The following is a 23,759-nucleotide window of genomic DNA, read 5'->3' as shown; positions in this document are numbered from 1 at the left end:
CCCATGCCGACAATCCGGCTCGATCCTCGCGCGAGACGAATATCCGTCCCGCCTTCCCATGAACGGTGGACCATGCTGGAACTGAGACCGAACTGCGAATGCTGCGACCGCGACCTGCCGCCGGAAAGCGAGGAGGCGATGATCTGCACCTTCGAATGTACATTCTGCGCTAGCTGCGTTTCGACGGTTCTCGGCGGCGTCTGCCCCAACTGCGGCGGCGGCTTCACGCCGCGCCCCATCCGCCCCGCCGCGCTGCTGGGTAAGTATCCGCCGGCCACGCGGCGCGTCCTCAAGGCCGAGGGCTGCAAGCCGGCCGGGGCGGCGTGAGAGTGCCCGCCCTTCGCCCGGGTCTTGCGGCGGTCGTCCTGTTCGTCTCCGCCATCGCCGCTCTTGCGCAGGATGGCGCTCCGACGCTCGACTGTGGCAAGGCCACCGCGCAGCCCGATCTCAACGATTGCGCCTACCGTGAATACGAGGCCGAGGATGCGGCCCTCAACGCCGAATACCGCAAGGCGCTGGCCAAGGCGCGGGCGCTGGACGACGAATACGAAGGGCAGCCGGCGGCCGCCGATGCGCTGAAGAGCGCCCAGCGCGCCTGGATCGGCTATCGCGACGGCCAGTGCGTGCTGGCGGGCTTTCAGGCGCGGGGCGGGCAGGCGGAGGCCATGCTGGTTTCAGGCTGCCTTGCCGAGCTGACGCGCAACCGGACGCAGGAACTGCGAGAATTTGTGGAACGGGAAGGATAGGGGCAGCATGACGCGCCGGATCGCCATCGTCGGTAACGGGTCCGTTCCGGAAGGGCTGGCGGCGACCATCGACAGCGCCGACACGGTCATCCGGTTCAACCTCTGCCGCTCTGCGGGCCCGGGCGGCGTCAGGACGGATATCGTCGCCGTCTGCAATACCGGCCGTCCGGCGCTGGAAATGCTGGCAGGGGGACAATGGAAGGCCAGCGGGAGCGTGCGGCAGGCAAGGGAAATCTGGTGCGTGCGCGCGCCGGAGACCTTTGCCGCATTGCGCGGCCCGCTCGCGCGCAGCCACCCCGACCTCGACGATTTCTGCGATGACTATACGGCCGGCTTTGCGGCTTTCTGCGAGGCGACCGGCCGGTCTCTGAAGATCGTTCCGGCCGCGGCCCATCGGGCGCTGGACGTTTCGCTCGCGGCCTTCGATCCCACACTCTATGTCGTGCCGAGTTCGGGGCTGGTCACTATCGCCCATGTGCTGGAGAGTGTGGCGGCGGCGGGAGACCGCGTCTGCATAGCCGGCTTCGGCCATGAGGGCTGGCAATGGCATCCCTTCGCCGCGGAGCGGCGCTGGGTCGAGGCCCATATCGCTGCCGGGCGACTGGAACGCCTCGACGGGTAACCCCGGTCAGATTCGCCGCAGGGCTTCCGGGTCGCCGATATGGACGAGACGGCCGCGCACGCTGACGCCGTGATTGCGCAGCATGGAGAAGGCGCGGGACAGCGCCTCGGGGGCAAGACCCAGTTTGCCGGCGAGGAGGCTCTTCTGGTAGGGCAGGCGGAAGCTCGCCGGCTTGCCGTCCGCCGTGCAATGCGCCAGCAGGTAGTGCGCGACGCGCTGCGGCGCGGTGTGCAGCCGGTCGTCGGCAAGGCTTGCGAAGGCCCTTGCGAGCTGGCCCGAAAGCGATGTGGCGAGGGCCATGGCGAGGTCCGTCCGGCGGCTGGCGATATCGCGCACGCGCTTCAGGTCGAACCGGGCGATCAGCGAGGGTTCCGCGGCCTGCGCGGTGGCGCGGTAGCGGCCGCCGTCGAGCACGACGCTGGCGCCGATCAGGTCGCCGGGGCCGTAAAGCTCCACATCGGCCTCCCGCCCGTCGGGGTCGAGCTTGTAGACGCGGACATAGCCGGACAGCACGCAATGCAGCATATCCGCCGGCTCGCCCTCACGGAACAGCATCTGGCGGGCCGGCAGGCTGCCGATGGCCGCGATTTCCATCATCGCCGCCACGCTTTCCACGCCGAGCACGGACAGAAGGCCCGAATTGAGAAGGGTTTCGCGTTCCCGTGCGCCGGGTTTCATCAGCCTGTTCATCGATCTCACTCCATGCTCCCGCAGGCGTCGTTCGAATTTCGATGACAGAACGATAGTCGAGGTTGGGGAAGTCTTACTTGATTTCGATCAATGAATATAAAAACGGCCGGCCCGTTTTCGCCGGGCCGGCCGTTCGTGTTTGCGGCGGAATTACTCGGCGGCGAGCGGCGAGTGATGCACCACGCTGAAGGGCTTGCGTTCGCCGTTCTTCTTTTCGAGCGTCTCGATGCGCTTTTCCAGATCGTTGACGTCGCGGGCCGTCTGGTCGGCAAGGCGGGTGAGGGCCTCCGGCTCCATCGCCAGCAGCTCCTCGTCCTTCTTGCCGACGAAGCGGCCGAACAGCCAGCCGAGAAGGCGCGAGACGTCGTCCATGATCAGGAAGAAGGACGGCACGACGACCAGCGACAGCACGGTCGAGACGATGATGCCGCCGATCACCGCGATGGCCATGGGCGAGCGGAAGGAGCCCCCTTCGCCGACGCCGAGCGCCGAGGGCAACATGCCGGCGGACATGGCGATGGAGGTCATGACGATGGGGCGCGCGCGCTTGCGGCCGGCCTCGATCATGGCTTCCACCCGGTCCATGCCGTGGTGCATCATCTCGATGGCGAAGTCGACGAGCAGGATGGCGTTCTTCGTCACGATGCCCATCAGCATGAGGATGCCGATGAGGACGGGCATGGAGAGCGCGTTCTGCGTCAGGATCAGGCCCGCCGCCACGCCGCCGATGGCGAGCGGCAGCGAGAGCAGGATGGTGAAGGGCTGGATCACGTCCTTGAAGAGCAGGATCAGCACCATCAGCACCAGAAGCAGGCCGAGCAGCATGGCGTTGCCGAAGGATTGCTGCATCTCGGCCTGGACCTCCGCATCGCCGCTTTCCGCGAACTGCACGGTCGGCGGCATGTCGATGCTGGCGGCGATTTCCTTGAAGCGGGCGGTGGCCGTGTCGAGCGCGACGCCCTGCCGGAGGTCGGAGCCGATGGAGACGACGCGGTTGCGGTTGTGCCGCTTCACCGAGCTGGGGCCTTCCGAATAGTCGATATCCGCCACGGAGGAGAGCGGCACGAACTGGCCGCCGGCCGTCTGGATCTTCAGGTTGCGGATGGCGGCAAGATCGGTGCGGAAGCCGCGGTCCACCTGCACCCGGATGGGGATCAGGCGGTCGTCGAGCGAGACCTTGCTGAGCTGGGAATCGATATCGCCGATGGTGGCGACGCGCACGACTTCCGATATCTGGGCCGTGGTGATGCCGAAGCGGGCCATCTGGTCGTCGCGCGGGCGGATCTGCAGTTCCGGCCGCGGCAGCGAGCCTTCCGAGCTGACATTGGACAGGACCGGATCGGCGCGGAGCTTGGCTTCCAGAACGGCGACGGTGCTGTTGAGGTCCGCCTCGTTGTTGGAAAGCAGGTTGAACGCAAGGTCGCGCTCGCCGCGGTCGTTGAGCTTGATGATGCGCACGTCCGGGATATCGCGCAGCGTCGCGAAGATTTCCTTCTCGATATCCCATTGCGGGCGCAGGCGGCCCTTGGCCTCCAGCTTCGGCAGATACTGGCCGATCACCGGAATGCCGCCGAGCACGTCGTTCACCAGCTTGTGGGTGAGCGAGTGTTCGAGCTTGTCGAGGATGACCGTCACCGAGGCGCGGCGCAGTTCTAGGTCCCCCTTCGGCGAGGAGCCGCCGAGCACGAAGACGCTCTGCACGCCGTCGATATTCTTGACGCGATCGTAGATCTGCGTGGTCGTGCGGTCCGTGTCGTCCAGCATCGCATCCGGCGGCAGCTCGACGGAGAGCACGACGCGCGAGGCGTCTTCCGGCGGCAGGAAGCTGCCGGGCACGGTGGAGAGCAGGGCGACGGAGGCGACGAGGAAGGCGATGGCGGCGGCAAGCGTCGCATAGCGGGTGTACCACTTGCCCGTCGTCTTTTTGACGAGCCAGGTATAGCCGCGCATGAAGGGGCCTTCCTCCTCCTCGCCATGGCCGTCCGCATCGCCCGAGCGCATGAGATAGGCGGCCATGACCGGGGTGATGAGGCGCGCGACGACGAGCGAGAAGAACACCGCGACGGCGACCGTCAGGCCGAACTGGATGAAGTACTGGCCCGGAATGCCCGGCATGAAGGAGACCGGCACGAAGACCGCGATGATGGTGAAGGTCGTCGCGATGACGGCGAGGCCGATTTCGTCGGCGGCGTCGATGGCGGCCCGGTAGGGCGTCTTGCCCATGCGGATGTGCCGCGCGATGTTCTCGATCTCCACGATCGCGTCGTCGACGAGGATGCCGGTTGCGAGCGTCAGCGCCAGGAACGAGACGAGGTTCAGCGAGAAGCCCAGCAGGTCCATGATGAAGAAGGTGGGAATGGCCGACAGCGGCAGCGCCACGGCGGAGATCAGCGTCGCCCGCCAGTTGCGCAGGAACAGCAGCACGACGATGACGGCGAGCAGCGCGCCCTCGATCAGCGTGTGCAGCGCCGCCTCGTAGTTGCCGTAGGTGAAGTAGACGGCGTCGTCGACCAGTTCGATGGAGACGTCGGGATACTGCGCCCGCACCTTGTCGAGCGACTTGGCGACGGATTCGGCCACCGTCACCTCGCTCGCGCCCTTGGAGCGGAAGACCGCGAAGGTGACGACCGGGTTGCCGTTGAAGCGCGAGAAGGAGCGCGGCTCCTCATAGGTGTCGGTGATCCTGCCCAGTTCGGAAAGCCGCACGAAGCGGCCGTTCGGCAGGGCGATCATCGTATTGGTGAGCTTTTCGACCGAGCGGGCGTCGCCCAGCGTGCGGATCGCCTGCTCGGCGCCGGCGATCTGGCCGCGGCCGGAACCGACATCGGCATTCATGCTGCGGATCTGGCGGTTCACGTCGGCGGCGGAAATGCCGAAGGATTCGAGCTTGTCCGGGTTGAGGTCGACGCGCACCTCGCGGTCGGCGCCGCCGAAGCGGTCGATCTTGCCGATGCCGGGCTGGCCCTGCAGGGCGCGCTTGACCTTGTCGTCGACGAACCAGGACAGCTCTTCCAGCGTCATGTTGGGCGAGGAGACGGCGAAACTCTGGATCGCCTGGCCTTCCACGTCGATCTTGGTGACGACCGGCTCCTCGACGGAGGCGGGCAGGTCGCTGCGGATGCGGTCGATGGCGTCCTTGACGTCCTGCAATGCCTGGTTCGTCGGCTTTTCGATCTCGAAGAGCACGGAGGTCACGGAGCTGCCGTCGGTGACGGTCGACATGATGTCGTCGACGCCCTCGATGCCGGCGACCGCGTCCTCGATCTCCTTGGTGACCTGGACCTCAAGCTCGGCCGGGGCCGCGCCGCTCTGCGTCACGGAAATGGCGACGATAGGAACGTCGATGTTCGGAAAGCGCGTGATCGGCAGCGCATAGAACGACTGGATGCCGACATAGATCAGCAGGAAGAAGGCGAGCAGCGGCGCAATCGGATTGCGAATGGACCAAGCTGAAAAGTTCATGTCCCCGAAGTCCTTGTTGAGAGACCGGATGTTGCTCGGGTGCCGGCCCTTTCCGGATCACCCGCATGCCACCGGACATCTCGCCCGGCATCGCTCCCGCAGGCTGCGGAAGCGGCCCCGCCGCGGCGGGGCGCTCGTGTCATTTCGTGGCGGAGGCCTGCTCGCCATGCACCGGGTTGATCCGGTCGCCGTCGCGAACATAGGCGCCGGCCTTGGCGACCACCTCGTCGCCGGCGACAAGGCCGCTGACGATCTCGACGAACTGGCCGTCCTGGATGCCGGTCTCGACCGGAACCAGCGTGACGATGCCGTTCTCGACCTTGCGGGCCACCGTCCTGCCATCCGCCGTAGTGATGGCGGAAAGCGGCAGCGCGAGGCCCTTCTTCTCGGCGACGACGATCTCGGCGCTGGCGAACATGCCGGCGCGTGCCTGATCCGGTTCGGCAAAGCGGATATAGACATGGCCGAGGCGGCTTTGCGGATCGAGCGTCGGTTCGACGAGGCGGACCGTTCCGGTAAGCGTCGCCGCGCCGCCGGCCAGCGTGACGGTGACCTTCTGTTCCGGTGCGAGCTTCAGCACCGCATCCTCGGATACATCGGCCTTCAGTTCGATCTCGCCGTCGCGAATGACGGTGAAGAGCGGGGAGGCCGCGCCGCTGGCAATCGCGCCGATCTTGGCGGTGCGGGCGGAAACGATGCCGGCGACCGGCGACTTGACCGCGGTGCGGGCAAGCTTCAGGTCGATATCGTCGATCTGCGACTGGGCCACCTTGATATCGGCCTCGGACACCGCAATCGCCTGCTCGGCGGATGTGACGCGGGCAAGCGCTGCATCCGCGGCCGCAACGGCCTGGTCGGCGGCGGCCTGCGACTGCGAGCCGGATTTTGCGAGTTTCTGCGCGCGGTCGCGGGCACGGACGGCTTCGTCGGCATTGGCCCTGGCTTCGGCAAGCTGCGCCTTGATCTGCGCCAGCGCGGCCTCGGCCTTGGCGAGCGAAGCTTCGGTCTGGCTCTTCTGCAGGAGGAGGGCGTCGTCGTTCAGCGTGGCGAGCGTGCTGTCCTTCTCCACCCTGTCGCCGACATCGGCGGCGAGCGTGCGGATGGAAAGGCCTTCGACGAGCGGCGTGACGTAAACCTCTTCGACCGCCTGGATCGTGCCGGTCGCGATCACGCGGTCGACGATGGCGTGCGGTTCGGCGCTCGTTACCACGATTGCCGGGAGATTTTGCGTCTGCTGCTGCCCGGCGGTATCGCCCGGGGCCTCATCGGCGAGAGCAAGGACGGGGGTGGCCGTCATGAAGGCGGCGACGGAAAAAGAGAGAATTGTCCTGCGTCCAGAAGCCATAGGCCGAACTTTCCCAAAAAGCATGAACTTTATGATCTTGATCCGGGCGATCTTCTTGTCGTTCTGCCGGACCCTATTGCCTGCCAGTATCGTGGATGCGGAACGGCTCCCCAGCCTGTTCCGGTCCAACTGTGCGGTCTATGTAATTGGCGTCCGTCATCCTTACAAGGGGCAACGGAATGGTGCCTCATTATTTTAGGCGTCTGGCATTTCCATGGCAATGCGGCGCGGTGCCATGCGGTTTTCAGCCGCGCAAAACGAAACGTGCGGGGGCAGGCCCCCGCACGTTCCCTGTTCTCGAAACGAGGATTACTTCAGGGCCTCGTCCGTGATCTCGTGCGTCCAGGCGCCCTGCGGCTCCTTGGAGATAACGGGATCGGAGCCGCCGGCGAGCAGCGATTCCACCGTGCGCTTGTAATCGGCCTCGTCGAGCGCGCCGTTGGAACCGGCGGTCAGCTTGGCGACCTCGCCCATCATGAACTTCTGGTGTGCTTCGGTCTGGGCGCCGGTCGAGTCGTTCTCCAGAACGATCCCGGCCGCTTCGTCCGGATTTTCCTCCGCATATTTCCAGCCCTTCATGGAGGCGCGCACGAACCGGACCATCTTGTCCTTGAAGGCCGGGTCCTTGAGCTTGTCCTCCATCACATAGAGGCCGTCTTCCAGCGTCGCCACGCCCTGGTCCTCATACTTGAAGGTCACGAGGTCTTCCGGCTTGATGCCGGCATCGAGAACCTGACCGTATTCGTTATAGGTCATGGTCGAGATGCAGGCGGCCTGCTTCTGGATCAGCGGGTCGACGTTGAAGCCCTGCTTGAGCACAGTCACGCCATCCGGCCCGCCTTCGGTCGGGATCTTCAGGTGGCTCATCCAGGACAGGAACGGATATTCGTTGCCGAAGAACCAGACGCCGAGCGTCTTGCCCTTGAAGTCCTCCGGTCCCTTGACGCCGGATTCCTTCAAACAGGTCAGCATCATGCCCGAGGACTTGAAGGGCTGGGCGATGTTGACGAGCGGCACGCCTTTTTCACGGCTGGCGAGGGCAGACGGCATCCAGTCGACGATGACGTCGGCGCCGCCGCCGGCGATCACCTGCGCGGGGGCGATATCCGGGCCGCCCGGCTTGATCTCGACGTCGAGGCCTTCCTCCTCGTAGAAGCCCTTGTCCTTGGCGACATAGTAGCCGCCGAACTGGGCCTGGGTGACCCATTTGAGCTGCAGCGTCACCTTGTCGGCGGCCCCGGCCTGGAACGCGGCAAGCGAGAAGGCGCTTGCCAGCAGCAGCGATGCGATCTTCGTTTTCATGTCAGTTCCCTCTTTCTTCTTGTTACGCCTGTCCACCGCGGACAGACGGATGCCAGAACGTGACGGCCCGCTCGATGAGCGCGACGATCCCGTAGAAGGCGGAGCCAGCCACCGCGGCCACCGCGATTTCGGCCCAGACCATGTCGACATTCATGCGGCCCACTTCCGTGGAGATGCGGAAGCCCATGCCGACGATGGGCGTTCCGAAGAACTCGGCGACGATGGCGCCGATCAGCGCCAGCGTGGAATTGATCTTGAGGGCGTTGAAGATGAAGGGCCAGGCGGCCGGCAGGCGCAGCTTCACCAGCGTCTGGAACCAGTCGGCGGCATAGGTGCGCATCAGGTCGCGCTCCATGTGGCTCGTCGCGGCAAGGCCGGAGACGGTGTTCACCAGCATGGGGAAGAAGGTCATGATGACGACGACGGCGACCTTCGACTGCCAGTCGAAGCCGAACCACATGACCATGATGGGCGCGATGCCGATGACCGGCAAGGCCGAGACGAAATTGCCGAGCGGCAGAAGGCCCTTCTGCAGGAAGGGGGAGCGGTCGATGAGGATGGCGACGAGGAAGCCGAGGCCGCAGCCGAGCGCATAGCCGACGAGCACGGATTTGAGGAAGGTTTGGCGGAAATCCGCCCAGAGCGTCGGGAGGGAGTTGATCAGCCGCGTCCAGATCATGCTCGGCGGCGGCAGCAGGACGGATGGGATGTTGAAGCCCCGCACGATGCCTTCCCACAGGACGAGAATGGTGAGGCCGAAGATGAGCGGCACGGCAAGGCGGGCGGCGCGGTCCGCGGCGGGGTTCAGGAATTTCCGGCGCACCAGCCACTCATTGAACGCCCAGGCGGCGAGCCAGAAGACGACGGCGGCTATCAGGATCGAAACATTCATGCCCGTGCCCCCATGCGCTTGAGGACGAGGCTATGGGCGAAGCCGACGATGATGACGAGCAGCGCCGCCACCCCGGCCGCCATGAAGAGCGCTGCCCATATCTGCACCGTCTGGCCATAATAGGAGCCGGCGAGCAGGCGCGCGCCGAGGCCGGCGACCGCGCCGGTCGGCAGTTCCCCGACGATGGCGCCGACGAGCGAGATGGCGACCGCCACTTTCAGCGAGGTGAAGAGGTAAGGCATGGAAGCGGGCCAGCGCAGCTTCCAGAAGGTCTGCGCGGCGGAGGCGTTGTAGGTGTGCATCAGGTCGAGTTGAATCTGCTCGGGGCTGCGCAGCCCCTTCACCATGCCGACGACGATGGGGAAGAAGGAGAGATAGGTCGAGATCAGCGCCTTCGGCATCAGGCCGGAAATGCCGATGGCGTTCAGCACGACGATGATCATCGGCGCGATGGCGAGGATGGGGATGGTCTGGCTGGCGATGACCCAGGGCATCAGCGAGCGGTCCATCGCGCGGTTATGCACGATGGCGACGGCGAGCAGGATGCCGAGCACGGCCCCCATTGCAAAGCCGAGCAGCGTTGCCGAAAGGGTGACCCAGGCATGATAGACGAGGCTGCGCTTGGAGGTGATCGCCTTGTTGATGGTGGTGTCCCAGAGTTCTGCGAAGACCTGGTGCGGCGCGGGCAGAACCGGGCGCTCCTGCGCCATCGTCTTCGGCAGAAGTTCCATGAAGCCGATGCTCGTGCCGGCGCGCGCGGCCGTGTCGCGCTCGAAGGGCGCGTTCAACACGACGACGAAGACGTACCAGAGGGCGAGGAGGGCGATAAGCACGGTGCCTATCGGAAGCAGGCGGTCACGAAGGAAACTTGCCTGTTCCATGGGTCAGCGCCTCGCGGGGGAGGATGGAGAGGAGGACGGCATCAGGCGTGCTCCTCATAGCTGTGGCCGGCGCGCAGGCCTTCGCGGACGCGGTGCGCGATTTCGAGGAATTCCGGCGTCTCGCGGATGCCGAGGGGGCGTTCCTTCGGTAGCGGGGATTCGATGACGTCGGTGACGCGGCCGGGGCGGGGGCTCATGACGACGATCTTCGTCGAGAGATAGACCGCCTCGGGGATCGAATGGGTGACGAAGCAGATGGTCTTGTTCGTGCGCGCCCAGAGCTTCAGGAGCTGTTCGTTGAGATGGTCGCGGACGATTTCGTCGAGCGCGCCGAAGGGTTCGTCCATCAGCAGAAGATCGGCGTCGAAGGCGAGCGCGCGGGCGATGGAAGCGCGCTGCTGCATGCCGCCGGAAAGCTGCCAGGGATATTTCTTGCCGAAACCCGAGAGGTTGACGAGGTCGAGCGTGCGTTCGATGCGCGCCTTCTGGTCGGCCTTCGAATAGCCCATGATTTCCAGCGGCAGGGCGATGTTCTTCTCGATGGTGCGCCAGGGATAGAGCGCGGCCGCCTGGAAGACATAGCCGTAGGCGCGGTGCCGGCGGGCTTCCTCCGGCGTCATGCCGTTGACGGTGATTGTGCCGGAAGTCGGCTTTTCGAGATCGGCGATGACGCGCAGGAATGTCGTCTTGCCGCAGCCGGAAGGGCCGATGAAGGAAACGAAATCGCCCTTCTCGACGGAGAGGTTGACGCCGGTGAGCGCCGTGACCGGGCCATCGGCGGTCTGGAAGGTGAGGCCGAGGTCTTTTGCTGCAACGACGGTATCGGATGGGGCCATGCTGCTCATCTTTCAGCGCCTCGCACAGCGCGGTTTTCGCAAGACTGCATGTCCATTCCCGGCATTGCAATCGGCATTGTCTGGCGTATCGTCCTGTGTGCGGAATTCTTTCGGGAGGGCGTGCGGGGCACCGCGTCCGGACAGTGTCCCACGAGCAGGAGTGCGTGGTGCTTCTGCCGCATTTCGAGGCGGTGGTTGCCACGCAGGCGACGATATGCCGGATGCCTGACCGTCACTTCCCGCACCTCGCCAGCGGCCCCCAGCGCGTGCCGTCGGGGAAGCTGATCGTGTAGCCATCCTTGCCCGGGGTCAGCGTCAGTTCGTAGGGCGTGACCTCTTCCGAGCCTTCCTCGTGGCAGCCGGCCTTGACGGTCGTGGCCTCGCCGGTCTTCGTTCCCTCGCCCTGGAACTCGCAATAGGAAACGGCGGTGGTGACGCCCGCCTTGTCGAGCAGGAAGAAGATGTCGGCGCCGGAGGATTCGCCGGTTTCGGCATAGTGGCAGCCTTCCTTGTCGCCGTAGCTGCCATCGACGATATCGGCTGCCGCTCCCGCCGGGCCGGCGAGAGCAAGGCCGAGAAGAAGGGTGGAGAGTGATCGGCCGTCGGGCATTAGACGCCACTCGCCGGAATGCCGCTGCGCTCCACCTTGCGCGGCGCGGTGATTTCCTTCCAGGTCGACAGCGCCTTGTTGACGGCGGCGAAAGGCTCGCGCTTGACGAACTGGCCGTGACCCTCGCGGGTCTTGACGGTGCCTTCCTCGATGGCGACGACGCCGCGCGTCAGCGTATAGCGCGGCAGGCCGGTGACCTCCTTGCCTTCGAAGACATTGTATTCGATGGAGGATTGCTGGTTCTTCGCCGAGATGGTCTTGGAGCGCTTGGGATCCCACACCACGATATCCGCATCCGCGCCGACGAGGATCGCGCCCTTCCTCGGATAGACGTTGAGGATTTTCGCGATGTTGGTGGAGGTGACGGCCACGAACTCGTTCATGGTGAGACGGCCGGTATTGACGCCATAGGTCCAGAGCATCGGCATGCGGTCTTCCAGGCCCCCGGTGCCGTTGGGGATCTTGCGGAAATCGCCGACGCCGAAACGCTTCTGGTCGGTAGTGAAGGCGCAATGGTCGGTCGCCACCACTTGCAGCGAGCCTGCCGCGAGGCCAGCCCAGAGCGAATCCTGATGCTGTTTGTTGCGGAAGGGCGGGCTCATGACGCGGCGGGCGGCGTGGTCCCAGTCCTTGTTGAAATATTCGCTTTCATCGAGCGTCAGGTGCTGGATCAGCGGCTCGCCATAGACGCGCATGCCGTTCTGGCGGGCGCGGCGGATGGCCTCGTGCGCCTGTTCGCAGGACGTGTGTACGACATAGAGCGGCGCGCCGGCCATGTCGGCGATGATGATGGCGCGGTTCGTCGCCTCGCCCTCGACGGAGGGCGGGCGGGAATAGGCGTGGCCTTCCGGCCCGTTATTGCCCTCGTCCATCAGTTTCTGCTGCATGGCGGCGACCACGTCGCCGTTCTCCGCATGGACGAGCGGCAGCGCGCCGAGCGCCGCGCAGCGCTGGAACGAGGCGAACATCTCGTCGTCGTTCACCATCAGCGCGCCCTTGTAGGCCATGAAATGCTTGAAGGTGTTGATGCCGTGCTCTTCCACGACGGTCTTCATCTCGTTGAAGACCTGCTCGCCCCACCAGGTCACCGACATGTGGAAGGAATAGTCGCAATTGGCGCGGGTCGACTTGTTGTCCCAGCGCTTCAGCGCGTCGAGCAGCGACTGGCCGGGATCGGGCAGGCAGAAGTCGACCACCATGGTCGTGCCGCCGGCAAGGCCGGCGCGTGTGCCGCTTTCGAAATCGTCGGCCGAATAGGTGCCCATGAAGGGCATTTCGAGATGGACATGGGGGTCGATGCCGCCGGGCATGACATAACAGCCCGCCGCATCCAGCACCTCGTCGCCGGAAAGGTTCGGCCCGATCTCGACGATCTTCCCGCCTTCGATCTTGACGTCCGCCTTGTAGGTCAGGTCGGCGGTGACAATGGTTCCGCCCTTGATGACTGTGCTCATCGTGCTGCCTCCTACTGCTTGGTCGAAATGACAACTGTCCGCGTGTCATCGACCCATGTGTAATCGGTATCTTCAATTCCTTTTTTAGCCAGGCGTGCTTCGATCTCTTGATCGAGTCCCCCATCCAGATATTGAACCCACAACACTTCTGCGGCCTCCTCGGCTTTTGGACCGGTGAAGGTAAAGGTAACGGATTTGCCTGCCATGCTGGTTCTCCCGATCACATCAGGCCGTGTATGTTCAGGCCCTGAATTTTCGAAATCGTGGTGGCTTGTCGGCTTCGCGAGGGTTGCCCGCGAGCGGCATTACTCGGCGATCCCCGCCGTCTCGATCACCGCATGAAGCAGTACGTCCGCGCCGGCGGCGGCCCATTCCTTCGAAATGTCCTCCGCCTCGTTGTGCGAGAGACCGCCGACGCAGGGGCACATGATCATGGTGGCGGGGGCCACCTTGGCGGCCCAGCAGGCGTCGTGGCCGGCGCCGGAGATGATGTTCATGTGGCTGTAGCCGAGGTCTTCGGCGGCCTTGCGGACGGTCGCGACAAGGGCCGGGTCGAAGGTGACGGGATCGAAATGGCCGACCGCCTCGACGGAACAGCCGACGCCGAGCGCTTCGCAGATCTTCGGCGCTTCCGCCTCGATGCGGGCGCGCATGCCGTCGAGCTTCTTCTGGTCGGGCGAGCGGATATCGACGGTGAAGACGACCTTGCCGGGCAGCACGTTGCGTGAGTTGGGCGAGAAGAACACCTGCCCGACACCGCCCACGGCCCCCGGCTGGTTCTCCATGGCGACCGTCTGCACCATTTCGAGGATGCGCGACATGGCAAGGCCGGCATTGACGCGCATCGCCATCGGCGTCGAGCCGGTATGCGCCTCGCGGCCGGTCAGCGTGAATTCCAGCCACCAGAGGCCCTGACAGTGGGTGACGACGCCGATATCCTTCTTCTCGGCTTCGAGGATCGGGCCCTGCTCGATGTGATATTCGAAATAGGCGTGCATTTTTCGCGCGCCGACCTCTTCGTCGCCGATCCAGCCGATGCGCTTCAGCTCGTCGCCGAAAGTCTTGCCTTCCGGGTCCTTGCGGCCGTAGGCATAATCCTGCGTATGCACGCCGGCAAAGACGCCGGAGGCGAGCATGGCGGGGGCGAAGCGCGCGCCTTCCTCGTTCGTCCAGTTGGTGACGACGATGGGGTGCTTTGTGCGGATGCCGAGATCGTCGAGCGAGCGCACGACCTCGAGGCCCGCGAGCACGCCGAGCACGCCGTCATACTTGCCGCCGGTCGGCTGGGTGTCGAGATGCGAGCCGACATAGACGGGCAGGGCGTCGGGGTCCGTGCCCGCGCGCGTCATGAACATGTTGCCCATGGTGTCGACGCCCATCGTCAGGCCCGCGGCGTCGCACCATTTCTGGAAGAGGCGGCGGCCTTCGGCATCGGAATCGGTGAGGGTCTGGCGATTGTTGCCGCCGGCGATGCCGGGGCCGATCTTCGCCATGTCCATGAGGGAATCCCACAGGCGGTCCGCGTTGACACGCATGTTCTCGCCGGGTGCGGCCATGTCGTATGCTCCCACGTCTTTGGGCTTTTGCAGCCCCGATTTGTTCCCACCGGCTGGCAGCGCGATTGTTGTTTTGCGCCGTCCGATCAGCAGTTGCCTTTACTTGATAACTGTCTGATAATTTGACCGGTTGGTAAACATTACAGCTTCCGTTGCGGCACTCAAGCCGAAAAACCAAAAACCGTGGGCAAGCGCCCAAGAAAATGGCGACTGGTTAAACTGGTGAATTTGCCGGCAGTTTTTCGGGAAGCGGAATGGCCGAGGGGGCACGATGGCATTACCGAGGGCGGCGAAGACACAGCGGCGCACACGCATCCAGGAAGCGAAGGAGGAGCAGATCCTCGAAGCGGCGCTGGAGGTGTTTTCGCTGCACGGGTTTCGCGGCGCGACGGTGGACCAGATCGCCGAGGTGGCGGGCATGTCCAAGCCGAACCTGCTCTATTATTTCCGCACCAAGGAGGCGATGCACCGGGCGCTCATCACCCGTGTGCTCGATACCTGGCTCGATCCGCTGCGCGAGTTCGATGCGGCGGGCAATCCGGTGGCGGAAATCCGCAGCTACATCCGCCGCAAGCTGGAAATGGCGCGGGATTTTCCCCGGGAAAGTCGGCTCTTCGCCAATGAAATCCTGCAGGGCGCGCCGAATATCGAGGACGAGTTGAAGGGGCCGCTGAAATCGCTGGTCGACGAGAAGGCTGCGGTCATCCGGGCCTGGGCCAAGGCGGGCAAGATCGCCAAATGCGATCCCTACCACCTGATTTTCTCGATCTGGTCGACCACGCAGCACTATGCCGACTTCGACGTGCAGGTGCGCGCGGTGCTGGGACAGGACCAGTCCGGCGAAGGGCGCTTCGAGGATGCGGCGCGCTTCCTCGAACAGCTTTTCGTGACCGGCCTCGACATCAGCGAGGAGCAGGCCTGACGGTCAGTCCGGCAGGAGCGCCATGAGCGCGAGGCCGCAGGCGGTGACGAGCGCGCCGGCCAGCACCGGCAGGCTGGCCCAGCCGTGGCCGAGAAGACCTTCGAGCAGGATGATGAAGCTTGGCGTCAGGTAGCCGTAGCCGAGCACTTTCGAGGCCGGCAGGCGCATCGAGGCATATTGCAGCAGCAGGAAGGTGCCGGCGGTGGTGACGACCGCGAGATAGGTGACGGCTGCATAGACGGCGAGGGGCAGGGCGGAGAAATCGACCTGCAGCAGGTCGCGGATGCCGGGCGGCACGAGCCAGAGCGTCGCGCCGACCGTGACCCAGAAGCCGAAGGCGACGGCCGGCTCGCCGCGGTCGAAACGGCGGATGAGCGGCACATAAAGCGCATGGGCGACGACGCCGATGAAGAAGATCATCTCGCCGGTGCCGACATCGAAGGACAGGATGGCGTCGATATTGCCGCGGAAAATGACCCAGACTGCGCCGGCGGCGGCGATGATCAGGCCGGCGAGCACGCCGGGCCGGGTCTTCTGGCCGAGCACCGGCAGCGCAAAGGCGGCGCTGAGAAGCGGCATGAGGGTGAAGACCGCGCCGGTGGCGACGGGGCTGGTGAATTCCAGCGCCATGAACATGGTGAGCATGTAGATCGCGATGAGGGCGCCGAGCAGCAGGAAGCGCCAGGCCTCCTTGGGGAACCTTGCCGGCACGCGGAAGAAGCCGAAGGCGAGGGCGGCCATGACGGCGATGGTCATGATATAGCGCCAGAGCATCAGCGGCTCGGCATCCATGAAGCGTGCGGCCAGCCCGCCGAAGGAGAAGGAGCCGGCGATCAGCACGGCGAAGAGCAGCATGGCGAGATGGCCCTTGAGTTTTTCACGGCCCGTCGCGTGAACGGAGAGGCCCGTCCGGGCCGGCATACGCTTCGTCAAGCAAATCACCCTATTGTCTGCGGCGCGGTGTGGTCATAGAGCAATTTGCGAGAAAGTGCGAAGCGGTTTCGCGGTGGCGGCCACCCCCACAGGAAAGCCGCAATCGCCGCCCATAGGCCGGCGGCATTCGAGAGGATATTTCATGACGACGGCCATCGGCTTCAAGGATACGGACCGCAAGACGAGCGAACTGCTCGAGGACATCCTCCATTCGATCAAGGGCGAGTACATCACCCTGCGCGATCTCCTGGGGATGATGGGCGAAAGCGGTCTCCTGCTGCTCTGCGCCTTCCTGTCGCTGCCCTTCCTGTTCCCGGTGTCGATCCCCGGCGTTTCCACCGTCTTCGGCGCGGGCATCGTGCTGATCAGCGCGGCGATCACGCTCAACCGGCTGCCCTGGCTGCCAGCGAAGGTCGCCGACCGGCGGCTGGAGAGCGGCAAGCTGCGTCCGGTGCTGGAGCGCGGCGTGACGTTCCTGCGCAAGATCGATCGGTTCTTCAAGCCGCGCATGGCCTCGCTGACCTCCGGCGCGGTGATGAACCGCGTGAACGGCCTCGTACTGATGGGGGCGGGGCTGCTGCTGATGGCCCCGCTCGGCCTCATTCCCTTCTCCAACACGCTGCCGGGCGTTGCCATCCTGCTGCTTGCCGCCGGCATTTCGCAGCGCGACGGCCTCGTGGTGATCGCCGGCTATGTGATGGTGGTGCTGACGATCGTGTATTTCGCGGCGCTCGCCTTCCTGGCCTACAGCGCCGGGCAGGGCCTCAACATCTTCGGGTAAGGGGCGTCACGCGGGACGCCGGTTCCAGGGCATGCGGGCGAGCAGCATCGCCATGCCGCACCAGCCGGTGGTTCCCGCAAAGACCAGCATGACGCCGATCAGGCCGGCAAGGGCGAACGCGGCCGTCAGGCCGGAAAAGCCAAGGGCGATCAGCGTTGCGATCATGATGCCGACGGCGATCTGCACCTGCCGGAACAGCGGGATGGCGGCCGGCGCGCCGCTGCCGACGACGGGCAGGCCCGCATCCTTCCAGGCAGCGATGCCGCCTTCCAGATTGTAGATCGCGTGACCCGCGCCTGCGGCCTCGGCCGTCCGGCAAGCCACTTCGCCGCGCCCGCCCTTCAGGCATTGGAAGATCATTTTGCGGGCGGCGGGTATCTGTGTGCCCCCAAGCGCATCGCCCAACGAGTTCAAGGGAATGGAGGCCGCGCAGGCGATATGCTCGGCGCGGAACTCGTCCGGCTCGCGCACGTCGATCAGCACGGCTTCGCCGGAGGCGAGCCAGAGGGCGGCGTCCTTGGGGGATACGGTTGCGGTCATGGTCAGTCCTTTGCGCAGAAACGGGCGTAGAGCACGGTCATGATCTCCATCACGGCCGGGTGGTCGATGGCGTAGAAGAGGGTGCGGTGATCGCGCCGGTAGCGAACGATCCCTTCCTCCTTCAGCTTGGCGAGGTGCTGCGACATCGAGGTCTGGGCGATGCCCGTCTCCTCGATGAGGTCGCTCACGCTGCGCTCGCCGTTGGCCAGCGCGCAGAGGACCAGCAGGCGGTGCGGATTGGCCAGCCCCTTCAGGAAGTTCGCCACCGTCTCGGCCTTCGCCGGCATCTCTTCGGTAATCGTCACGGGCACCTCTTTACGATTTATATTTTTATGATATCAAGAAAATATGAAATGTAAAGCTGCAAGGAGCGAGCCATGACGAAGGACTACAAGGCGATCACCAGGGATATCTCGGCCTATATGGGCGAGCTGCGCAAACTCACGCCGGAGGCGATGCAGGGCTTCTCCGCCCTTGCGAAGGGTGCGGGCGCGGAGGGCGCGCTGGACAAGAAGACGAAGGAGCTGATCGCGCTCGCCATCGGCGTGACGCAGCGCTGCGACGGCTGCATCGGCTTCCACGCCAAGGCGCTGATCGAGCTTGGCGCGACCCGGCAGGAAGTCGCGGAGGTGATGGCGATGTGCGTCTATATGGGCGGCGGGCCGGCGCTGATGTATGCGGCCGACGCGATGCGCGCCTACGACCAGTTTGCCGGGGCCTGAGGCCCCGGCAAAGGGCGTTTACTCGGCGGCCTGACGGGCCATCGGGTTGTTCGGGTGGGTCGTCCAGTTGGCGTAGTTCGGATCGACCGGCTTGCCGGTGCGCTGGTCGAGCGTGCCGGGTTCCAGACCCACCATGGTGATGCAGTTCTCGACGGGGCAGACGTTGACGCAGAGATTGCAGCCGACGCATTCGTCTTCCATCACCTCGAAATGCCGGACGCCGTCGACGAACTGCGTGATCGCCTGGTGCGAGGTGTCCTCGCAGGCGATGTGGCAGCGGCCGCACTTGATGCAGGCATCCTGGTCGATATGGGCCTTGGCGATGTAGTTGAGGTTGAGATACTGCCAGTCCGTGACATTCGGTACGGCGCGGCCGCAGATGTCGTCGAGATTGCGGTGGCCCTTCGCGTCCATCCAGTCGGAAAGGCCGGAGATCATCTCCTGCACGATCTTGAAGCCGTAGGTCATGGCCGCCGTGCAGACCTGCACGTTGCCGGCGCCGAGCGCCAGGAACTCGGCGGCGTCGCGCCAGGTCGTCACGCCGCCGATGCCGGAGATCGGCAGGCCGTAGGTTTCCGGGTCGCGGGCGATCTCGGCCACCATGTTGAGCGCGATGGGCTTGACCGCCGGGCCGCAATAGCCGCCATGCGTGCCCTTGCCGCCGACCGTCGGGTTCGGGGCGAAGCTGTCGAGGTCGACCGACACGATGGAGTTGATCGTGTTGATCAGCGACACGGCATCGGTGCCGCCGGCCTTGGCAGCGCGGGCGGGCTTGCGGATGTCGGTGATGTTCGGCGTCAGCTTGGTGATGACCGGCATGCGCGTGTACTGCTTGCACCAGCGCACGACCATCTCGATATATTCCGGCACCTGCCCGACCGCCGCGCCCATGCCGCGCTCGGACATGCCGTGCGGACAGCCGAAGTTCAGCTCGATGCCGTCCGCCCCGGTCTCCTCGACGAGCGGCAGGATCGCCTTCCAGCTCTCCTCCTCGCAGGGCACCATGATCGAGGCGATGAGCGCCCGGTCCGGCCAGTTCATCTTGACCTGCTTCATCTCGCGCAGGTTCGTGTAGAGGTCGCGGTCGGTGATCAGTTCGATATTGTTGAGGCCGAGCAGCCGGCGGTCGGCGCCCCAGATCGCGCCGTAGCGCGGGCCGTTGACGTTGACGACCGGCGGGCCTTCCTCGCCGAGCGTCTTCCAGACCACGCCGCCCCAGCCCGCCTTGAAGGCGCGCTCGACATTGTAGGCCTTGTCGGTCGGCGGCGCGGAGGCCAGCCAGAACGGGTTGGGCGACTTGATGCCGACGAAGTTGTTGCGAAGATCAGCCATGTCTCATCTCCCTCAAGCGACGGCAACGGAAGGCTGCGCGCCGGCAGCCAGCATGCGGTTGATCGAATCGGCCGCGTCGCGGCCCTGTGCGACCGAGGTGACCGTCAGGTCCTCGCCGGCCTTCACGCAGTCCCCGCCCGCCCAGACATTGGCGAGGGAGGTGCGGCCTTCCGCATCGATGGCGATGCGGCCCGAGGCCATGGCGAGCGCGCCGAGGCCGGCAGCCTCGAAGGTCTGGCCGATGGCCTTGAAGATCTGGTCGGCGACGAGCGCCCCGGTCTCGCCGGTGCCGGTGAGCTTGCCGTCGCGCATCTCGGTATATTCCACCTCGATGCCGGCGACCTGGCCGTCGCGGGCGATGACGCGCTTCGGCTGGAGCCAGTGGCGGATCATCACGCCCTTGGAGGCGGCAAGGTCCTGCTCGAAGGGCGAGGCGTTCATGTGCTCCTTGCCGCGGCGGTAGCAGATCGTCACCTCTTCCGCGCCGAGAAGCTTTGCCTGCACGGCGGCGTCGATGGCCGTCATGCCGCCGCCGATGACGACGACGCGCCGGCCGACCGGCACGCTTGCCTTGTCCTCGGCCTGTCGCAGCTCGGCGATGAAATCGACGGCATCCACCACGCCTGGAAGGTTTTCGCCTTCCGCGCCGAGCGCGTTGACGCCCGAAAGGCCCATGCCGAGGAAGACGGCGTCGAAATTGGCAGTGAGGTCGGCGAGCGTGAAGTCGCGGCCGAGCTTCAGGCCGTTCTTCACCTCGATGCCGCCGATGGCGAGCACGTAATCGACTTCGCGCTGGGCGAAGTCGTCGACCGCCTTGTAGGTGGCGATGCCGTATTCGTTGAGGCCGCCGGCCTTCTCGCGCGCCTCGAAGACCACGACGTCATGGCCGTTCATGGCGAGGCGATGGGCGCAGGCAAGGCCCGCGGGACCAGCGCCGACGACCGCCACGGCCTTGCCGGTGCGCGCTGCGCGCTCGTAGAAATGCTGGTTCTCGGTGATCGCGACGTCGGTCGCGTAGCGCTGCAGGCGGCCGATCTCGACCGGGCGGTGTTCCGCCGTGTTGCGCACGCAGGCCTGTTCGCAAAGCGTCTCTGTGGGACAGACGCGGGCGCACATGCCGCCGAGGATGTTCTGGTCGAAGATCGTCTTGGCCGAGCCGATGGGGTTGCCCGTCGAGATCTGGCGGATGAACATCGGGATGTCGATGGAGGTGGGACAGGCCGTCATGCACGGCGCGTCGTGACAGAAGTAGCAGCGGTCGGCTGCGACCAGCGCCTCATGGTCGTCGAGGCGCGGGTGAAGGTCGGAGAAGTTCGTCTCGTATTCGGCAGGCGCAAGACGCCCCCGATGAATCCCAGATTGCGTCGTTCCCATCGTTATCTCCCATTCGCGTGGGCTTTTTGAATAGGAGAACGGTAACTCAGGTTTATTTTTTTATCAAACGGTAAAATTTCAAAAGAAATCCCGGTTTTTCAGGGCTTGCAGCGAAAATAAACATGAGAATTTCGGTTATCTTTTCGCCGTGTCGATAGTGCGGCGCGGCCTTGCCTGTCCTTTATGCGCCATCAGATGACGTTTGACAGGTGGCATGAAAAGATGCAGCAAATCGTGGGGAACAACCGGGGAAGACGATGGCGAAGCGGACGGAAACAGCCGGGCGGCTGGACGATGCGGCAAGGGCCGGCTGGCTCTACTACGTCGCGGGCCGCACGCAGGACGAGATCGCCGCCGCCATGGGCATTTCCCGCCAGTCGGCGCAGCGTCTCGTTTCGCTCGCCGTCGCCGAGCGGCTGATCAAGGTGCGCCTCGACCATCCCATCGCCGAATGCCTGGAACTGGGCGAGGCGCTCAAGCGGAAGTTCGGCCTCGTGCATGTCGATATCGTGCCGGGCGATCCGGGGTCCAGCTCGACGACCATCGGCATCGCCGAGGCGGGCGCGGCGGAAATCGAGCGCTGGCTGAAGAAGAGCGAACCGATCGTGCTGGCGGTCGGCACGGGGCGCACGCTCAAGGCGGCCATCGACCAGTTGCCGGCCATGGAATGTCCGCAGCACCGCATCATGTCGCTGACCGGCAATATCGGCCCGGACGGCTCGGCCGCCTATTACAACGTCATCTTCTCCATGGCCGATGCCGTGAAGGCGCGGCACTATCCGATGCCGCTGCCGGTTCTCGTCTCCTCGGCCGAAGAGCGCGATCTCCTGCACCGCCAGAGCCTCGTGCAGTCGACGCTCCAGCTCGGCCGCGAGGCGGATGTCGTCTTCGTCGGCATCGGCGAGCTTGGCGCCGACGCGCCGCTCTGCCTCGACGGCTTCCTCGACCCGCAAGAGATGGCGCGGCTGATGGAAGAGGGGGCCGCCGGCGAGATCTGCGGCTGGATGTTCGACCGTGACGGCCGGCTGCTGGAAGGCAGCATCAACGAGCGTGTCGCCTCCGTGCCGCTGCCGCCGCGCGAGACGACCACCGTCATCGGCCTTGCCAAGGGCAAACGCAAATATGCGGCCCTGCTTGCGGCCCTGCGCGGGCGCATGATCAACGGCGTCATCACCGACGAAGAGACGGCGCGCTACCTGCTTTCGGCCTGAAAACCGCCCTCCGCCGGCTGTGGATCGCTCTGCGCCGGACAGAAATTTCCCATGAGATTCAAGGTGTGGCTGTCCGCTTTGTGCGGTGCAGCAACGAATGGTCGTTGACTTTCCGTGTCAATTTATGGGTAATTGCTCACGAGCGAAGCAAATGCTCACAACTCTTCTGGGAGGAAGATGATGAATTTGAGAACCCTTCTGCTGGGCGTCAGCTCGGCTGCTCTCCTCGCCGGTTTCGCCAATGCCGAAACGCTGACGATCGCGACCGTCAACAATGGCGACATGATCCGCATGCAGGGGCTGACGGAAGACTTCACCGCAAAGAACCCGGACATTCAGCTCGAGTGGGTGACACTCGAGGAGAACGTGCTGCGCGAGCGCGTCACGACCGATATCGCGACCAAGGGCGGCCAGTATGACATCGTAACGATCGGCAACTACGAGGTCCCGATCTGGGCGAAGCAGGGCTGGCTGGTCTCGCTCGACGGCCTCGGCGCCGACTATGACGTCGACGACCTGCTGCCGGCGATCCGCGGCGGTCTTTCGGTCGACGGCAAGCTCTATGCCGCGCCGTTCTACGGCGAGTCCGCCATGATCATGTACCGCAAGGACCTGTTCGAGAAGGCGGGCCTGACGATGCCCGATTCCCCGACCTGGGAATTCATCGGCGAAGCGGCCCGCAAGATCACGGACCGCAATGCCGACATCAACGGCATCTGCCTTCGCGGCAAGGCCGGCTGGGGCGAGAACATGGCGTTCCTCACCGCGCTCAACAATTCCTTCGGCGGACGCTGGTTCGATGAGAAGTGGCAGCCGCAGTTCGACCAGCCGGAATGGAAGGCTTCCCTTCAGTTCTACGTCGACATGATGAAGGATGCCGGCCCGCAGGGCGCTTCGTCCAACGGCTTCAACGAGAACCTGACGCTCTTCCAGCAGGGCAAGTGCGGCATGTGGATCGACGCGACGGTCGCGGCCTCCTTCGTCTCCAATCCGAAGGACTCGACGGTCGCCGACAAGGTCGGCTACGCGATCTTCCCGGATACGGGCAATGGCAACCATGGCCATTGGCTGTGGTCGTGGAACCTTGCCGTTCCGGCAAGCTCGACCAAGGCGGAAGCCGCGCAGAAGTTCATCGCCTGGGCGACCAGCAAGGGCTACACCGAGCTCGTCGCCAGCAAGGAAGGCTGGGCGAACGTTCCTCCGGGCACGCGCACCTCGCTCTACAAGAACGCCGAATACCAGAAGGCAGCGCCCTTCGCAGCTCCCACCCTTGCGGCCATGGATGCGGCGGACATCACCAAGCCCTCCGTCAAGCCGGTGCCCTATACGGGCGGCCAGTTCGTCGCGATCCCGGAATTCCAGGGTCTCGGCACGACGGTCGGCCAGCTCTTCTCGGCGGTGCTTGCCGGCCAGTCCTCCGTGGATGACGCGCTCGCACAGGCACAGACCACGGCCGTGCGCGAAATGACCCGCGCCGGCTACATCAAGTAAGCCTCCTCCCCAAGGACAGGCTGCCCGGATTGCGGTCCGGGCAGCCGAGGACGCGGG

At 65.0% G+C, this 23,759-nt stretch carries 24 protein-coding genes; 8 read left to right on the top strand and 16 right to left on the bottom strand.

Features of this window, described 5'->3' with window-relative positions:
* Positions 1-72 precede the first annotated feature (72 nt).
* The 3 genes from K8M09_RS12805 to K8M09_RS12795 are packed head-to-tail and all read left to right on the top strand — an operon-like array spanning position 73 to position 1,368.
* Positions 73-327 (top strand): DUF1272 domain-containing protein, encoded by a 255-nt coding sequence (locus K8M09_RS12805; RefSeq protein WP_160786343.1) that lies wholly within the window; start codon positions 73-75, stop codon positions 325-327.
* 38 nt (positions 328-365) lie between these two features.
* Entirely contained in the window at positions 366-746 is a 381-nt protein-coding gene (locus K8M09_RS12800; RefSeq protein WP_160786431.1) for a lysozyme inhibitor LprI family protein, read from the top strand.
* A 7-nt stretch (positions 747-753) separates the two neighbouring features.
* Positions 754-1,368 (top strand): glycosyltransferase family 29 protein, encoded by a 615-nt coding sequence (locus K8M09_RS12795; RefSeq protein ID WP_160786342.1) that lies wholly within the window; start codon positions 754-756, stop codon positions 1,366-1,368.
* Between the two features lie 6 nt (positions 1,369-1,374).
* Here the strand turns inward: K8M09_RS12795 and K8M09_RS12790 are convergent, their stop codons facing one another.
* The 11 genes from K8M09_RS12790 to K8M09_RS12740 form a co-directional block, all read right to left on the bottom strand.
* Complete coding sequence (locus K8M09_RS12790) at positions 1,375-2,058, bottom strand: Crp/Fnr family transcriptional regulator (protein WP_160786341.1); 684 nt, start codon at positions 2,056-2,058, stop codon at positions 1,375-1,377.
* A gap of 150 nt (positions 2,059-2,208) precedes the next feature.
* A complete protein-coding gene (locus K8M09_RS12785) occupies positions 2,209-5,520 on the bottom strand; it encodes an efflux RND transporter permease subunit (RefSeq protein ID WP_160786340.1) in 3,312 nt (1,103 codons plus the stop codon).
* Positions 5,521-5,659: 139 nt separating this feature from the next.
* Entirely contained in the window at positions 5,660-6,817 is a 1,158-nt protein-coding gene (locus K8M09_RS12780; protein ID WP_229341873.1) for an efflux RND transporter periplasmic adaptor subunit, read from the bottom strand.
* 357 nt (positions 6,818-7,174) lie between these two features.
* Positions 7,175-8,167 carry an ABC transporter substrate-binding protein gene (locus K8M09_RS12775; RefSeq protein WP_160786338.1) on the bottom strand — a complete coding sequence of 331 codons (993 nt, stop codon included), beginning with the start codon at positions 8,165-8,167 and terminating at the stop codon, positions 7,175-7,177.
* 22 nt (positions 8,168-8,189) lie between these two features.
* Entirely contained in the window at positions 8,190-9,059 is an 870-nt protein-coding gene (locus K8M09_RS12770; RefSeq protein ID WP_160786337.1) for an ABC transporter permease, read from the bottom strand.
* Entirely contained in the window at positions 9,056-9,940 is an 885-nt protein-coding gene (locus K8M09_RS12765; RefSeq protein WP_160786336.1) for an ABC transporter permease, read from the bottom strand. Before K8M09_RS12765 ends, K8M09_RS12770 begins: the two co-directional genes overlap by 4 nt.
* Positions 9,941-9,981: 41 nt before the next feature.
* On the bottom strand, positions 9,982-10,776 hold the full coding sequence (locus K8M09_RS12760) for an ABC transporter ATP-binding protein (RefSeq protein WP_160786335.1): 795 nt from the start codon (positions 10,774-10,776) through the stop codon (positions 9,982-9,984).
* A 232-nt stretch (positions 10,777-11,008) separates the two neighbouring features.
* Positions 11,009-11,386, bottom strand: coding sequence for a hypothetical protein (locus K8M09_RS12755; protein WP_160786334.1), 378 nt, complete (start codon positions 11,384-11,386; stop codon positions 11,009-11,011).
* Positions 11,386-12,840: a dihydropyrimidinase gene (gene hydA, locus K8M09_RS12750; RefSeq protein WP_160786333.1), complete on the bottom strand. Its 1,455-nt coding sequence runs from the start codon at positions 12,838-12,840 to the stop codon at positions 11,386-11,388. The genes K8M09_RS12755 and hydA overlap by 1 nt, the downstream gene beginning before the upstream one ends.
* Before the next feature lie 11 nt (positions 12,841-12,851).
* On the bottom strand, positions 12,852-13,046 hold the full coding sequence (locus K8M09_RS12745) for a hypothetical protein (protein WP_160786332.1): 195 nt from the start codon (positions 13,044-13,046) through the stop codon (positions 12,852-12,854).
* A 99-nt stretch (positions 13,047-13,145) separates the two neighbouring features.
* Complete coding sequence (locus tag K8M09_RS12740) at positions 13,146-14,396, bottom strand: Zn-dependent hydrolase (protein WP_160786331.1); 1,251 nt, start codon at positions 14,394-14,396, stop codon at positions 13,146-13,148.
* 271 nt (positions 14,397-14,667) lie between these two features.
* Between K8M09_RS12740 and rutR the strand changes: the two genes are divergently transcribed.
* On the top strand, positions 14,668-15,318 hold the full coding sequence (rutR, locus tag K8M09_RS12735; RefSeq protein ID WP_160786330.1) for an HTH-type transcriptional regulator RutR: 651 nt from the start codon (positions 14,668-14,670) through the stop codon (positions 15,316-15,318).
* A 3-nt stretch (positions 15,319-15,321) separates the two neighbouring features.
* On the opposite strand, the gene K8M09_RS12730 is transcribed toward rutR, so the two are convergent.
* Positions 15,322-16,251, bottom strand: coding sequence for a DMT family transporter (locus K8M09_RS12730; protein WP_229341870.1), 930 nt, complete (start codon positions 16,249-16,251; stop codon positions 15,322-15,324).
* 142 nt (positions 16,252-16,393) lie between these two features.
* Here K8M09_RS12730 and K8M09_RS12725 point away from each other — a divergent pair, with 142 nt between their 5' ends.
* Positions 16,394-17,032, top strand: coding sequence for an exopolysaccharide biosynthesis protein (locus K8M09_RS12725; protein WP_160786329.1), 639 nt, complete (start codon positions 16,394-16,396; stop codon positions 17,030-17,032).
* 6 nt (positions 17,033-17,038) lie between these two features.
* On the opposite strand, the gene K8M09_RS12720 is transcribed toward K8M09_RS12725, so the two are convergent.
* Both K8M09_RS12720 and K8M09_RS12715 read right to left on the bottom strand, forming a co-directional pair.
* Positions 17,039-17,572 carry a rhodanese-like domain-containing protein gene (locus tag K8M09_RS12720; RefSeq protein ID WP_160786328.1) on the bottom strand — a complete coding sequence of 178 codons (534 nt, stop codon included), beginning with the start codon at positions 17,570-17,572 and terminating at the stop codon, positions 17,039-17,041.
* Positions 17,573-17,574: 2 nt separating this feature from the next.
* Entirely contained in the window at positions 17,575-17,877 is a 303-nt protein-coding gene (locus tag K8M09_RS12715; protein WP_229341868.1) for an ArsR/SmtB family transcription factor, read from the bottom strand.
* A gap of 72 nt (positions 17,878-17,949) precedes the next feature.
* Here K8M09_RS12715 and K8M09_RS12710 point away from each other — a divergent pair, with 72 nt between their 5' ends.
* Positions 17,950-18,294: a carboxymuconolactone decarboxylase family protein gene (locus tag K8M09_RS12710; RefSeq protein WP_160786327.1), complete on the top strand. Its 345-nt coding sequence runs from the start codon at positions 17,950-17,952 to the stop codon at positions 18,292-18,294.
* A gap of 18 nt (positions 18,295-18,312) precedes the next feature.
* On the opposite strand, the gene preA is transcribed toward K8M09_RS12710, so the two are convergent.
* Together preA and K8M09_RS12700 are read right to left on the bottom strand one after the other, a co-directional pair.
* A complete protein-coding gene (gene preA / locus K8M09_RS12705) occupies positions 18,313-19,626 on the bottom strand; it encodes an NAD-dependent dihydropyrimidine dehydrogenase subunit PreA (RefSeq protein ID WP_160786326.1) in 1,314 nt (437 codons plus the stop codon).
* A 12-nt stretch (positions 19,627-19,638) separates the two neighbouring features.
* Complete coding sequence (locus K8M09_RS12700; protein ID WP_160786325.1) at positions 19,639-21,000, bottom strand: NAD(P)-dependent oxidoreductase; 1,362 nt, start codon at positions 20,998-21,000, stop codon at positions 19,639-19,641.
* A 257-nt stretch (positions 21,001-21,257) separates the two neighbouring features.
* On the opposite strand from K8M09_RS12700, the gene K8M09_RS12695 reads away from it, so the two are divergent.
* Positions 21,258-22,211 (top strand): sugar-binding transcriptional regulator, encoded by a 954-nt coding sequence (locus K8M09_RS12695; protein WP_160786324.1) that lies wholly within the window; start codon positions 21,258-21,260, stop codon positions 22,209-22,211.
* Between the two features lie 180 nt (positions 22,212-22,391).
* Entirely contained in the window at positions 22,392-23,702 is a 1,311-nt protein-coding gene (locus tag K8M09_RS12690; RefSeq protein WP_160786323.1) for an ABC transporter substrate-binding protein, read from the top strand.
* The last annotated feature ends 57 nt before the right edge of the window (positions 23,703-23,759 follow it).

It is taken from the genome of Shinella zoogloeoides (assembly GCF_020883495.1).
Taxonomy (GTDB): domain Bacteria; phylum Pseudomonadota; class Alphaproteobacteria; order Rhizobiales; family Rhizobiaceae; genus Shinella; species Shinella zoogloeoides.
This window is presented reverse-complemented; position numbering and strand designations above follow the sequence as displayed.